The organism is Achromobacter sp. GW823-FHT04E03 (assembly GCF_058796095.1).
Map to the genome: position 1 here is coordinate 142,171 of NZ_JBXAIJ010000001.1, position 12,865 is coordinate 155,035.

The window sequence follows — 12,865 nt, forward strand, 5'->3', positions numbered from 1 at the left end:
CGGGAGTAACTTCGGCCGCTTACCCGTTATGAGACTAGCCACATGAAATCCTTCGACTGGGGCAACCCGTATCCTTCCGTCCGCATTCCGCTGTTCGCCCGCAACGTGGTGTCCACGTCGCATCCGCTGGCGGCGCAGGCAGGGTTGCGCATGCTGCTCAAGGGCGGCAATGCCGTGGACGCCGCCATCGCTGCGGCCGCCACCATCGTCCTGGTCGAACCCGTGTCCTGCGGCCTGGGCGGCGACTGTTTCGCCATCGTCTGGGACGGCAAGGAATTGCACGGCCTGAACTCCTCGGGCGTGGCCCCCGCGGCCTGGAGCACCGAATACTTCAAGCGCAAGCACGGCGTGGGCGCCGACGGCCTGGCGATCCAGCCCAAGCGCGGCTGGGACGCCGTGACGGTGCCGGGCGTGGTGGCCGGCTGGGCCGCGCTGCATGAAAAACTGGGCAAGCTGCCGTTCGAGCAATTGTTCGAACCCGCCATCGAGATCGCCGAGCGCGGCTACGCCGTGCCGCCGGTGGTGGCGCACAAGTGGGCCGCAGCCGCCGAAGAGCTCAAATCGCAACCGGGCTATGCCCAGGCCTTCCTGCCCGAGGGCCGCGCGCCCAAGGTCGGCGAACACTTCCGCTTCCCGGACGCCGCCAACACGCTGCGCCGCATCGCCGCTTCCAAGGGCCGCGACTTCTACGAAGGCGAACTGGCCGAGCGCATCGCCGCCTTCAGCCAGGAATGCGGCGGCGCCATGACCCGGGAAGACCTGCGCAACTACCGCCCGGAATGGGTCAAGCCCATTTCCAAGTCCTACCGCGGCTACGAGCTGCACGAGATCCCGCCGAACGGGCAGGGCATCGCCGCGCTGATCGCGCTGGGCATCGTCGAGCGCTTCGACATGGCCGACATTCCGGTGGACTCGGTACAGTCGCAGCACATCCAGATCGAAGCCATGAAGCTGGCCTTCGCCGACCTGTACAAGTACGTGGCGGACCCGCGTTCCATGCAGGTGACGCCGGAACAGATGCTGTCCGACGCCTACCTGGACAGCCGCGCCAAGCTCATCCGCCTGGACCGCGCCACCCATTTCGAGGCGGGCCGTCCGCACGCCGGCGGCACCATCTACCTGACCGCCGCCGATGAAAACGGCATGATGATCTCGTTCATCCAGTCCAACTACATGGGCTTCGGCTCGGGCGTGGTGGTGCCGGGCACCGGCATCAGCATGCAGAACCGCGGCGTGGGCTTCTCGATGGATCCGAAGTCGGCCAACGTGGTCGAAGGCGGCAAGCGTCCGTTCCACACCATCATCCCGGGCTTCCTGACCCGCGGCGGCAAGCCGGTCATGAGCTTTGGCGTGATGGGCGGCGACATGCAGCCGCAAGGCCACATGCAGACCGTGGTGCGCATGCTGGACTATCACCAGAATCCGCAGGCCGCCTGCTGCGCGCCGCGCTGGAAGGTCAACCGCGATTTCACGCTGGACATCGAGACCAATATGAAGGCTTCCACCATTGCGGGCCTGAAAGACCTCGGGCATGCTTTGAAGTCGGTCGACGATCCGTACATGGATTTCGGCGCGGGCCAGTTCATCTGGCGCATGTCCGAAAACGACAACGAGCTTGGCTACGTCGCCGCCAGCGACAGCCGGCGCGACGGTCAGGCGGTCGGCTTCTAATACGCAATAGCGCAGCCACAAGGGGAATCTAAATAATGAAACGCTTGACCTTGACCTTCGGCGCCAGCCTGCTGGCGCTGGCCGCGGGCGCGGCTTCCGCCCAGAACATCCGGATCGGCCTGCAGGAAGATCCGGACGTGCTGGACCCGCACCGGGCGCGCACGTACGTGGGCCGCATCGTCTTCACCTCGCTGTGCGACAAGCTGATCGACATCGATCCCAAGCTGCACTTCGTGCCGCAACTGGCCACCTCGTGGTCGTTCAGCCCCGACAACAAGGTGCTGACCTTCAAGCTGCGCGAGGACGCGCTGTTCCATGACGGCTCCAAGTTCGATGCCGCCGCGGCCAAGGCCAACCTGGAACGCGCCATGTCCCTGCCGGACAGCCTGCGCAAGGGCGAACTGGCCTCGGTCGAAAAGGTCGACGCGCCTGATGCCACGACGCTGGTGCTGACGCTGAAAAAGCCCGACGCCACCCTGCTGGCGCAGCTGTCCGACCGCGCCGGCATGATGCTGTCGCCCAAGACCTTCAGCGACGACGTGGCCGCCGTGGGCCGCAAGCCCGTGTGTTCCGGTCCCTACAAGTTCGTCGAACGCATCCAGAACGACCGCATCGTGCTGGAGAAATTCGACCAGTACTACGACGCCAAGGATTTCGCCTTCAAGCGCGTGACCTTCCTGCCGATCCCGGACACCACCGTGCGCCTGTCCAACCTGCGCGCGGGCGACCTGGACATGCTGGAGCGCCTGAATCCCTCCGACGTGCCGCAGGTCAAGAGCGACGCCAGCCTGACCTTCGCGCCGGTGGCCGGCCTGGGCTTCCAGCAGTTCATGTTCAACGTCGCCAACGGCAAGCGCGCCGAGGACAATCCGTTCAAGAACAAGCTGGTGCGCCAGGCGTTCCAGTACGCCATCGACCGCAACGCCATCAGCGAAGTGGCCGGCGGCGGCATCTTCGATCCGGCGCAGCAGCCGTTCCCGCCCGCCAGCCCCTACCACAGCGACAAGTTCCCGCCGACCAAGCGCGACGTCGCCAAGGCCAAGGCGCTGCTCAAGCAGGCGGGCTTTGACCGCGTGAAGGCCGAGGTCATGTTCGGCAACAACACCACCACGTCCTCGATCGCCGAGATCGTGCAGGCCATGGCGTCCGAGGCGGGCTTCGACCTGTCGCTGCGCCCGACCGAGTACGCCGCGCTGCAAAAGGAATCGGCCGGCGGCAACTTCCAGGTCGTGATGCTGGGCTGGTCGGGCCGGGTCGATCCGGACGGCAACATCCACGCCTTCGTCACCTGCAAGGGCGCGCTGAACGATGGCCACTACTGCAACCCGGAAGTGGACAAGCTGCTGAACGAGGCCCGCACCGTGCCCGACGAGGCCAAGCGCAAGGCTATTTACGACCAGGCCCAGACCATCATCCAGGACGAATTGCCCGGGGTGTATAACTACTACCAGCCCTGGCCCTTCGCCATGGCCAAGAAGGTCAAGGGCTTCACGCCTTATCCTGACGGCATGATCCGCCTGAAAGGCGTGACCTACGCGCAGAAGTGATCGCGGCGCGGCAGTCAAGCGCCGCGCCAGCCGGACGCGCCTTGCGCGTCCGGTTGTCGTTTGCGGCGGCAGGGCGCGGTTTATCCTGCGCGTCCCGTCCGCCGTTCCTGTCTTACGGTTTCTCATATGCTTAAACTCATCTTGCGCCGCGTGCTCGTCGCGATACCGACACTGATACTGGTGTCGATGATCGTCTTCATGCTGCAGAAAATCCTGCCCGGCGACCCGGTGCTGACACTGGCCGGCGAAGAGCGCGATCCCGCCGTCCTGGACTACCTGCGGGACAAGTACCGCCTCAACGATCCGCTGCCCGTGCAGTACGCCGCCTGGGCCGCGCAGGTCGTGCAAGGCGACCTGGGCAAGTCGCTGCGCACCGACGTACCCGTCACCACGCTGATCGGCCAGAAGCTGCCGGTCACGCTGCAATTGGCCGCCATGGCCATGTTCTTCGCGCTGCTGATAGGCATCCCCATGGGGATCGTCGCCGCGGTGCGCAAGGGCAAGCCCATCGAAATGGGGGCCAACATCGCCGCGCTGTCCGGCATGTCCATCCCCAATTTCTGGCTTGGCATCATTCTCATCATGGTGGTGTCGGTGCAATGGAAGCTGCTGCCGGCCTCGGGCTACGTGTCGCCGTCCGAGGACTTCTGGCTGTCGATCAAGACCATGCTGATGCCGTCCCTGGTGCTGTCTACGGCCATCGCCGCGTATCTAATGCGCCATACCCGTTCGGCCATGCTGGAAGCCTTGTCGGCCGATTATGTGCGTACCGCCCGCGCCAAGGGCGTATCTCCGCGCAGCGTGGTGCTGCGCCATGCCTTGCGCAATGCGCTGATGCCTATTGTCACGCTGGTGACGCTGCTGTTCGGGGAACTGTTGGCGGGCGCCGTGCTGACCGAGCAGGTCTTCACGATCCCGGGCTTCGGCAAGCTGGTGGTCGACGCGGTCTTCACGCGCGACTACGCGGTGGTGCAGGGCGTGGTGCTCTGCGTGGCGGTGGGTTTCATCATCATGAACCTGCTGGCCGACATCCTGTACATCCTGGTCAATCCCCGCCTGAGGCACTCATGAGCGCAATTCCTGCAACGGCCGCAGCCGTCACGCCGCCCCGCAGCCGCAACCGCGCCTGGGGCAAATTCAAGCGCAACCACATCGCCATGCTGGGCCTGGGGATCGTGCTGTTCTTTGTCGTGATCGCCATCCTGGCGCCGCTGATCGCCAGCCACGATCCCTTCCAGACCAGCTTCACCACCATCCGCAAGGCGCCTTCGGCGTCCTACTGGCTGGGCACGGATGAATTGGGCCGCGATATCTTCAGCCGCATGGTCTATGGCGCCCGCGCCTCGCTGATGGCGGGCCTGGTGTCGGTCCTGATCGCGCTGGCGGTGGGCGTGCCCTTCGGTCTTGCCGCCGGCTATTTCGGCGGCTGGACCGACAGCATCATTTCCCGCGCCACCGAGGCGCTGCTGGCCATTCCCTTCCTGATCCTGGCCATCGCGCTGGCCGCCTTTCTCGGCCCCAGCCTGACCAACGCCATGATCGCAATCGGCGTCTCGGCCGCGCCCAAGTTCATCCGCCTCACGCGCGGACAGGTGCTCGCAGTCAAGAACGAGGATTACGTGCAGAGCGCGCGCGCCCTGGGCGCGTCCGACCTGCGCATCATCGGCCGGCACGTGTTCCCCAACGTGATGCCGCCGCTGATCGTGCAGGCCACCATCACCATCGCCACGGCCATCATCGCCGAGGCCAGCCTGTCGTTCCTGGGCCTGGGCCTGCAGCCGCCGAACCCGTCCTGGGGCTCGATGCTGAACACCGCCAAGAACTTCATGACCCAGGCGCCCTGGATGTCCATCTTCCCCGGATCGGCCATTTTCCTGGTGGTGCTGGGCTTCAATCTGCTGGGCGACGGCCTGCGCGACGCGCTCGATCCGCGTCAGGAAAAGTAATCACCATGGCAACAACAATGGACCCCAAGCGCGTCGTCCAGGTCAACGACCTGACCGTGCGCTTCAAGACCCCCGAGCGCACCGTCGAAGCGGTGCGCAAAGTCTCCTTCCACGTCGACCGCGGCGAAACCCTGGCCATCGTGGGCGAATCCGGCTCGGGCAAGTCGGTGACCTCGCTGGCGCTGATGCGCCTGGTCGAGTATGGCGGCGGCCGGATCGTCAATGGCGGCATGTTGCTGCGCCGGCGCAACGGCGAAGTGCTGGATCTGCTCAACGCGCCCGACAGCACGCTGCAGCGCGTGCGCGGCGCGGACGTGGCGATGATCTTCCAGGAGCCCATGACGTCCCTGAACCCCAGTTTCACGGCCGGCAACCAGATTGCCGAAGCCCTGCAGCTGCACCAGGGACTGGACGCCGCCGCGGCCCGCGCCGAGACGCTGCGCATGCTGGAGCGGGTGCGCATCCCCGAAGCCCGCGCCATCCTGGACCGCTATCCGCACCAGTTGTCGGGCGGCATGCGCCAGCGCGTCATGATCGCCATGGCCCTGTCGTGCAAGCCCCAGTTGCTGATCGCCGACGAACCGACCACGGCCCTGGACGTGACCATCCAGGCCCAGATCCTGCAGCTGATCCGCCAGTTGCAGGAAGAAATGGACATGGGCGTGATCTTCATCACGCACGACATGGGCGTGGTGGCGGAAGTCGCCGACCGCGTGCTGGTCATGTACCGCGGCGACAAGGTCGAAGAGGGCAGCTCGGACGAGGTCTTCGCCCGCCCGCAGCACGCCTATACGCGCGCGCTGCTGTCGGCGGTGCCGCGGCTGGGCGCCATGCAAGGCACGGACGAACCCGCGCCGTTCCCGCTGCTGCGCGTGGACGACCCCACGGCGCGACCGCAAGCCGCCGCCGCGCCCGTCGCGGCTGCGTCCACCGTGCGCCGCGAGAACGGCCCGGTGCTGAAGGTGCGCGACCTGACCACCAGCTTCGACATCACCGGCGGTATCCTGGGCCGGGTGCAGAAGCGCGTGCACGCCGTGGAGAAGGTCAGCTTCGACCTGTATCCGGGCGAGACCCTGTCGCTGGTGGGCGAGTCCGGCTGCGGCAAGACCACCACCGGCCGTTCGCTGCTGCAGCTGGTCAAGAGCAAGGCCGGCAGCATCGAATTCGACGGCAAGAACATCGGCGCGCTGCGCGGCAGCGCCATGCAGACCCTGCGTCAGCACATCCAGTTCATCTTCCAGGATCCGTTCGCCTCGCTGGATCCGCGCATGACGGTGGGCTATTCCATCATGGAACCGCTGCTGATCCACGGCGTGGCGCGCGGCAAGGCGGCCCAGGACCGGGTGCGCTGGCTGATGGACAAGTGCGGCCTGCTGCCGGAAATGATCGACCGCTATCCGCACGAGTTCTCGGGCGGCCAGCGCCAGCGCATCTGCATCGCGCGCGCGCTGGCGTTGAACCCCAAGGTGGTGATCGCCGACGAATCGGTGTCGGCGCTGGACGTGTCGATCCAGGCGCAGATCGTCAACTTGTTGCTGGACCTGCAACGCGAGCTGGGCGTGTCGTTCCTGTTCATCTCGCACGACATGGCGGTGGTCGAGCGCGTCAGCCACCGGGTGGCGGTGATGTACCTGGGCCAGATCGTCGAGATCGGCCCGCGCCGGGCCATCTTCGAGAACCCGCAGCATCCCTACACCAAGAAGTTGATGGCGGCGGTGCCCATCGCCGACCCGCAGCGCCGCCACCGCGAGCGCTCGCTGCTGGTCGACGAGATCCCCAGCCCGATGCGCAAGCTGGGCGACGATCCGCTGGTCGAGCCGCTGGTCGCCGTGGGCGAGGGCCATTTCGTGGCCCGCCATTCGATCGGGGTCTATTGAGGCAGGTGGCCGCCCGCTGGCAGCCGGTGGCCGCTTGCATCCCCCCGCTGCGCGCGGGGGGCCGAAACTAGCGCTTTTCCAGCGCCAGCTTCAGCCCGAAGGCGATGAAGACCGCGCCCGTCATGCGGTCCAGGCCGCGCATCACGGCCGGCCGCGACAGCCAGCGCGCCAGCGGGCGCGTCGCTGCCACCAGCACGCCAAACCACAGTATCCCCAGCATCGCGTGGATGCCTGCCAGCAGCAGGCTGAAGCGCAGCACGTCCGCGCCCGCGGGAATGAACTGCGGCAGGAAGGTGATGTAGAAGATCCCGATCTTGGGATTGAGGACATTGGTCAGGCAGCCGCGCATGAACCAGCCGCCAGCGCTGGCTGCCGCGGCGGGGGCGGGCGGCGCGGAATCGGGTGCGGCCTGCTTGCCTGGCCGGGCGCCCCACAGCAGTTTCACGCCCAGATAAAACAGATACAGCGCCGCGCAGATGCGCAGCGTGTCGTAGGCCAGGGTCGATACCAGCAGCAGCGATCCCAGGCCGAATGCCGCCACCACGCCCCAGGCCAGGCATCCGGCGGCGATACCCAGGCCAGCCATGAGCGCGCGGCGGCCCCCCTCGACGGCGGCGGTGCGCAGCACCAGGGCGGTATCCATGCCGGGCGTGACGGTCAGGATGGCGGCGGCCAGGGTAAAGGCGAGCAGGGCTGCGGTGGCGGTCATGGGCGGGATCCGGTGGCGGGCGCGGCGAAGCGGAGCCGCTCAGTGTAGCGCCGCCGGGCCGGCGCCTGCAGCCGTCTGTGGACGTGCCGCAGCGCCGCAGGCGTTATCATGGCGGCCTTCAGCAATTCGCTACATTCACCGGATTTACGCCATGGCCCTGCGCGCCACCATCTACAAGGCCGAGCTCAACGTCGCCGACACCGACCGCCACTACTACGGCAGCCACGCGCTGACGGTCGCCCGCCATCCCTCGGAAACCGACGAGCGCATGATGGTGCGGCTGGTCGCCTACGCCCTGCACGCGCAGGAAGAGCTGGCCTTCACCAAAGGCCTGAGCGACACCGACGAACCCGACCTGTGGGTCAAGGACCTGACCGGCGCGGTCAAGCTCTGGATCGAAGTCGGTCAGCCCGAAGAACGCCGCATCCTGCGCGCCTGTGGCCGCGCCGACGAAGTCATCGTCTATTGCTACGGTGGTTCCGCCAGCAAGATCTGGTGGGACGGCGTGAAGAACAAGCTGGAACGCACGCGCAACCTCAAGATCGTGAACCTGCCCTCGGAACAGACCCGTGCGTTGGCCCAGCTGGCCGAGCGCACCATGCGCCTGAATGCCAACATTTCGGACGGCGTGGTGTATTTTTCGGCCGACAAGGGCGAGGTCAGCGTCGAACCGGAAGCCTGGCGCTAGGCTCCCGGCCGCCTCAGTCGCAGGCGTCGGCGGCCTGATTCGCGGGATCGGCGCAGGCGCGCCAGCGGGCCTCGTCCATCGCAGGCAGCAGCAGCACCCGGCTCATCAAGTCCGAGTACCAGAAGATCCTGCCAGGCTTGTCGCGCATGGCCTGCCAGACGCGCGCCTGCGCGTCCGCCGCAAGCAGCGCGCGGCCTTGCGCATCGGTCACGCCCTGGGCCAGGATGGTCTGCGTGTCCGGATTCCAGGACTGCATGTCCGTGTCGTCCAGCGGCACGTCGTCGGCGATGCTGACGATGCGCCAGTCATTGCCCGGCACCTCGGTGGACAGCTGGTTCAACTCTTCCCGGTGCACCGGATAAGGGCGGGAGTCAGGGGAGGCGTGCGCGACATGGGCGTAGGATCTGGCGCCATCCCCGGGGGAATGGCGGCGCACATAACGTTGGTCCGGCTTGCCCTGGGCATCATAGGTCTGGACCTGGAACGCGCCGCCTTGCGCGGCGATATCGATGGCGCGCAGCAGGCGGCCCGCGGCGTCGCGCGCATAGAACCGGCCGGCGGCCGGTTGTTGCTTGTCTTCGCAAGCCTCATTGGTGAAGGCGGTCAGCGCGCCCCGGGCATCGCGTTTCAGGCAGGCCTGGCCGCTTGCCTCGTAGGTGGCGGGCCGGCGGACCGCGGTCTGTTCGTACTCGACCACCCGCGTCAGGGCGCCGGCGCCGTCGTACTCCAGGGTGTAACCGCCCGACAGAAAGGGTGGGCCGTCGCCGCGCCGGGGAAGTTCATAGGATTCCGCGCGGCACAGCCGGCCATTGCCGTCGAAATACAGCCTGGCGGGCGCCCGAGAGACGTTGTCCAGCCGGTAAGCGGACCAGTCGACCTTGTCCATCCAGGTCCGGGGCAGTGGATCTCCGGTTTCGTCGACCCATACCGGTTGGTTGCGTGCGGCAATGCGTTCGCCCTGTCGGCCCAGCAGGACACGGTCGCCGCCCAGGCCGACCGAGACGGGAACCGCCTTCAGCGGCACGGGCGCGGTGAAATCGACGGCGGCCGGGCCGCAGGCCGCGAGGGCTGGGCCGGCGTGCGCGATGACCGCCAGCAGCAGGACCAGTCGCCTAGGCATATTGCAGCGTATCCATGAACCTCACCAGCTCCCAGAATTCCTTGGACACGCCGCCCAGCCGCAGCTTGCCGTCATGTTCTTCGAACAGCAGGAAGGGGTAGGCGTCGCGCTCCAGGGTGCCGGGCGCGGGCAGGCGGTAGGGTTTGAAGTGCTCGGGGTCGTTGAAAAAGGATTCCAGACGGCCGCCGCCATCCACGTGCATGTAACGCACGCGCAATACTTGTTTCTGATACTTGGCCTGCGTTTCCGGGTAGTCTCCGCCGTCGCCCGCCACCACGGCGTCGGCCAGGGCGGCCAGGAAGACACGTTGCAAGCCTGCGTAGTGGATCTCGCCGCTGGTGGAGTCGCCCGGCGCCTGCGCCAGCGTCCTGACCAGCTGGGTGCCGCGGGAACCCGGCACGATGGTCTTCGCGAACAGGCTGTCGATGTCGGCCTTTGCCGAATCGGGCGATTGCCGCAGACGCTGGAGGTCGGCGCGGAAGTCTTCCAGCCATTGCCGGTAACGGGCGTTCTCCGCCTGGCGATCGAACGCCTGGGCGTGGGCCAGGCCGCCGTGAAGGGTGATCAGCAAGGCCAGCAGCAGTAGCCAGGCGCGTTGCAGCACGCGGGTAGGGTGTTCCATAGGCCGGTGATCATATCGTTCAAAATGATGCTATTTTGGTGCAGAGCGTGACAAAATGTCAGACATGGCCACCGGCATGGCCATGTTTATGAATCTCGTGTTGAGTCAGGTCCAGACATGCCAGCAACAGGTGACGTTCCTCCTGCAAGCGCGCCGGCCGGCGGCGCGGAAAATGTGCAAGCCGGGCTCGACGGCCCCCTGGACCGGCTCGTCCGCTTGGCCAGGCGGCAGTTCGGCGTGGACATGGCGCTGGTCGCCTGCAGCGACGCCGATGGCGTCTGGCAGGCCCAGGCGGGCGCCTTGCCCGCAACCGCGGCCGGTACGCTCCCTTTCTCCGTGGATTGCCCGCTGCGCGCCAGCGATGGCCGCCGGCTGGGCACGTTCCGGCTGCTGCATGCCCAGCCGCGGGATTTCGGCGACGAAGACCTGGATGCCTTGCACGATTTCGCCGAGCTGGCCGTCGCGGCCGTCGAGAAGCGCGAGGCCCTGGCGGCGGAGCGGGCGGCGGAAGACGGCTGGCGTACCGAGGCGCGCAACCTCTCCATGGCCATCGCAGGCAGCGGCACGGGGATCTGGGATCGCAACGTCGTAACCGGCGAAATCACCTATTCGCCGGGCTGGAAGGCCCTGCTGGGCTACGCCGAATCCGAAGTCACCAACCGCATCGAAGACTCCTACAAGCGCCTGCACCCAGACGATGCCGACTATGTGCGCGCCGCCATGCAGGCGCATTTCGAGGGCAAGACCGAGAGCTACGAGGTCGAGCACCGCATCCTCTGCAAGGACGGCAGCTACAAGTGGATCTGCAGCCGCGGCAAGGTCGTCAGCCGCGACGCGGAGGGGCGGGCCTTGCGCATGATGGGCACCACCACTGACATCAGCGCCATGCGCGCGATGTCGGAGCGCCTGCGGCGCACGGCGGACCTGCTGGTCAACCTGACCGACGCCGTGCCGGGCATGGTATTCCAGTGCGGCCAGCGGCCCGGAGGCGGGTCGCGCTTCCTGTACGTCAGCGCGGGCATCTGGGACATGTTCGAACTCACGCCTTACGAGGTGCGCACCAGCCCCGCGGCGATCGAGCAGCGCGTCCATCCCGAGGACCTGGCGACCTACCACGCCTCGCTGCAGGCCGCGGCCGCGGCGCAGACGCCCTGGCACCTGGAGTTCCGGGTGTGCCTGCCGCAGCAGGGCCTGCGCTGGCGCCAGGGCGACGCCAGTCCGCGCAAGGCGGCCGACGGCACCGTGGTCTGGCACGGCTTCGTGACCGACATCACCGACCGCAAGCGCGCTGATTTCGAACTGCGTGAACTCGCCGCGACCGACGCCCTGACCACGCTGCCGAACCGCCGCCACTTCATGTCGCGCATCGCCGCGGAACTGGCCCGGATCAAGCGCCAGGGCAGCGATTGCGCCGCCGTGCTGATGTGTGACCTGGACCATTTCAAGCGCATCAACGACACCTGGGGCCACGCCATTGGCGACGGCGTGCTGCAGCACTTCGCCAACACGCTGCGGGCCCAGCTGCGGGCGGTCGACCTGGTGGGGCGCATCGGCGGCGAGGAATTCGCCGTGGTGCTGCCGGATACCGACATCGAGCGCGCGCACGCCTTCGCCACGCGGGTGCAGCAGCGCATCGCGGCGGCGCCGTTTTCGCTGGGCGACGACCGTCATATTCCGCTGACGGTCAGCATCGGCATCTCGACCATGCACACCATGGACGCGGACGCCGAACTGGCGCTCAGCCGCAGCGACCGCGCCCTGTATTACGCCAAGCAGCGCGGGCGTAACCGGATCGAATCCGCGCCCTCAGTGTTTTCCCGATAGAACAACCCTCAAAGCCATTTGTTCCATTGACGGTACATTAGGACACTCCTAGAGTTCCCGTCATGGGAACCTCATTACCTCTGCCGAAGTACCACCAGATCTACCTCGTCCTGCGCGAACAGGTGCAGGAAGGGCGCTTCGATCAGGACGGCGTGCCAGGCGAGCACGCGCTGGCCGACCAGTTCGACGTGGCCCGCATCACCATCCGCAAGGCCATGGAGATGCTGGTGGCCGACGGGCTGGTGTCGCGCCGGCCCGGCCTGGGCACCTGGCCGCTGCGCGCGCCGGCGACTCCGGCCAGCGCGCCCAAGGCCAATCCGCCGCAGAAGGCCCATCTGACCGGCCTGCTGGAAAACATCGTCAACATGGGCCTGCGCACCTCGGTGCAGGTGCTGGACAGCGCCCTGGTGTCGGCGCCGCCCGTGGTGGCCGAAGCGTTGGACCTCGCGCCCGGCGCGCCCGTGCACAAGAGCCTGCGGGTGCGCAGCACCGAAGCCGGGCCGCTGTCCCACATCACGACCTACGTGCCGCAGGCCGTGGCCGATTTCACGCGCGAAGACCTGGAGCGCGAACCCCTGCTGATGTTGCTGGAAGCGGCCGGCGTGGAGTTCGGCGGCGCTACCCAGACCATTTCGGCGCGGCTGGCCGATGCGCAGGTGGCGCGCCATCTGGACGTGGCCGTGGGCTCCGCGCTGCTGGCCGTGACGCGCATCGTGCGCGACGTGAACGAGCGGCCCGTGCAGCTGCTGCAAGGCCTGTATCGCCCCGATCGCTATCAGTACCAGTTGCAGCTGTCACGCGTCGGCAGCATCGACGCCAAGGTATGGGTCAGCGAAGAGCTGTCCGCCCAATTCCATTGAA

At 67.0% G+C, this 12,865-nt stretch carries 11 protein-coding genes; 8 read left to right on the forward strand and 3 right to left on the reverse strand.

Features of this window, described 5'->3' with window-relative positions; genetic code table 11:
* Positions 1-42: 42 nt before the first annotated feature.
* The 5 genes from ggt to AC1RHV_RS00710 all read left to right on the forward strand — a co-directional run bounded on the left by ggt (position 43) and on the right by AC1RHV_RS00710 (position 7,041).
* Complete coding sequence (gene ggt, locus AC1RHV_RS00690; RefSeq protein ID WP_492299606.1) at positions 43-1,671, forward strand: gamma-glutamyltransferase; 1,629 nt, start codon at positions 43-45, stop codon at positions 1,669-1,671.
* A 35-nt stretch (positions 1,672-1,706) separates the two neighbouring features.
* Positions 1,707-3,218 carry an ABC transporter substrate-binding protein gene (locus AC1RHV_RS00695; RefSeq protein WP_346547020.1) on the forward strand — a complete coding sequence of 504 codons (1,512 nt, stop codon included), beginning with the start codon at positions 1,707-1,709 and terminating at the stop codon, positions 3,216-3,218.
* 126 nt (positions 3,219-3,344) lie between these two features.
* Positions 3,345-4,289, forward strand: a complete 945-nt coding sequence (locus tag AC1RHV_RS00700; RefSeq protein ID WP_054456607.1) for an ABC transporter permease — start codon at positions 3,345-3,347, stop codon at positions 4,287-4,289.
* Positions 4,286-5,164, forward strand: coding sequence for an ABC transporter permease (locus AC1RHV_RS00705; RefSeq protein ID WP_054456608.1), 879 nt, complete (start codon positions 4,286-4,288; stop codon positions 5,162-5,164). The genes AC1RHV_RS00700 and AC1RHV_RS00705 overlap by 4 nt, the downstream gene beginning before the upstream one ends.
* Positions 5,165-5,181: 17 nt before the next feature.
* Positions 5,182-7,041 (forward strand): dipeptide ABC transporter ATP-binding protein, encoded by a 1,860-nt coding sequence (locus AC1RHV_RS00710; RefSeq protein WP_492300772.1) that lies wholly within the window; start codon positions 5,182-5,184, stop codon positions 7,039-7,041.
* 67 nt (positions 7,042-7,108) lie between these two features.
* Here the strand turns inward: AC1RHV_RS00710 and AC1RHV_RS00715 are convergent, their stop codons facing one another.
* Positions 7,109-7,750 (reverse strand): LysE family translocator, encoded by a 642-nt coding sequence (locus AC1RHV_RS00715; protein ID WP_492299607.1) that lies wholly within the window; start codon positions 7,748-7,750, stop codon positions 7,109-7,111.
* A 151-nt stretch (positions 7,751-7,901) separates the two neighbouring features.
* Here AC1RHV_RS00715 and AC1RHV_RS00720 point away from each other — a divergent pair, with 151 nt between their 5' ends.
* On the forward strand, positions 7,902-8,438 hold the full coding sequence (locus tag AC1RHV_RS00720; protein ID WP_119449507.1) for a YaeQ family protein: 537 nt from the start codon (positions 7,902-7,904) through the stop codon (positions 8,436-8,438).
* Positions 8,439-8,451: 13 nt separating this feature from the next.
* Here the strand turns inward: AC1RHV_RS00720 and AC1RHV_RS00725 are convergent, their stop codons facing one another.
* Positions 8,452-9,558, reverse strand: coding sequence for a hypothetical protein (locus AC1RHV_RS00725; protein ID WP_492299608.1), 1,107 nt, complete (start codon positions 9,556-9,558; stop codon positions 8,452-8,454).
* Positions 9,551-10,180, reverse strand: coding sequence for a hypothetical protein (locus AC1RHV_RS00730; protein ID WP_175182117.1), 630 nt, complete (start codon positions 10,178-10,180; stop codon positions 9,551-9,553). Before AC1RHV_RS00730 ends, AC1RHV_RS00725 begins: the two co-directional genes overlap by 8 nt.
* Before the next feature lie 117 nt (positions 10,181-10,297).
* On the opposite strand from AC1RHV_RS00730, the gene AC1RHV_RS00735 reads away from it, so the two are divergent.
* Both AC1RHV_RS00735 and AC1RHV_RS00740 read left to right on the forward strand, forming a co-directional pair.
* Complete coding sequence (locus AC1RHV_RS00735; RefSeq protein ID WP_492299609.1) at positions 10,298-12,004, forward strand: GGDEF domain-containing protein; 1,707 nt, start codon at positions 10,298-10,300, stop codon at positions 12,002-12,004.
* A gap of 62 nt (positions 12,005-12,066) precedes the next feature.
* Entirely contained in the window at positions 12,067-12,864 is a 798-nt protein-coding gene (locus tag AC1RHV_RS00740) for a GntR family transcriptional regulator (RefSeq protein ID WP_054456615.1), read from the forward strand.
* The last annotated feature ends 1 nt before the right edge of the window (position 12,865 follow it).

Bases quoted from the DNA above. Each gene is read 5' to 3' on its own strand.
- ggt (WP_492299606.1), top strand. From the start codon at position 43: ATGAAATCCTTCGACTGGGGCAACCCGTATCCTTCCGTCCGCATTCCG.
- AC1RHV_RS00695 (WP_346547020.1), top strand. From the start codon at position 1,707: ATGAAACGCTTGACCTTGACCTTCGGCGCCAGCCTGCTGGCGCTGGCC.
- AC1RHV_RS00700 (WP_054456607.1), top strand. From the start codon at position 3,345: ATGCTTAAACTCATCTTGCGCCGCGTGCTCGTCGCGATACCGACACTG.
- AC1RHV_RS00705 (WP_054456608.1), top strand. From the start codon at position 4,286: ATGAGCGCAATTCCTGCAACGGCCGCAGCCGTCACGCCGCCCCGCAGC.
- AC1RHV_RS00710 (WP_492300772.1), top strand. From the start codon at position 5,182: ATGGACCCCAAGCGCGTCGTCCAGGTCAACGACCTGACCGTGCGCTTC.
- AC1RHV_RS00715 (WP_492299607.1), bottom strand. From the start codon at position 7,750: ATGACCGCCACCGCAGCCCTGCTCGCCTTTACCCTGGCCGCCGCCATC.
- AC1RHV_RS00720 (WP_119449507.1), top strand. From the start codon at position 7,902: ATGGCCCTGCGCGCCACCATCTACAAGGCCGAGCTCAACGTCGCCGAC.
- AC1RHV_RS00725 (WP_492299608.1), bottom strand. From the start codon at position 9,558: ATGCCTAGGCGACTGGTCCTGCTGCTGGCGGTCATCGCGCACGCCGGC.
- AC1RHV_RS00730 (WP_175182117.1), bottom strand. From the start codon at position 10,180: ATGGAACACCCTACCCGCGTGCTGCAACGCGCCTGGCTACTGCTGCTG.
- AC1RHV_RS00735 (WP_492299609.1), top strand. From the start codon at position 10,298: ATGCCAGCAACAGGTGACGTTCCTCCTGCAAGCGCGCCGGCCGGCGGC.
- AC1RHV_RS00740 (WP_054456615.1), top strand. From the start codon at position 12,067: ATGGGAACCTCATTACCTCTGCCGAAGTACCACCAGATCTACCTCGTC.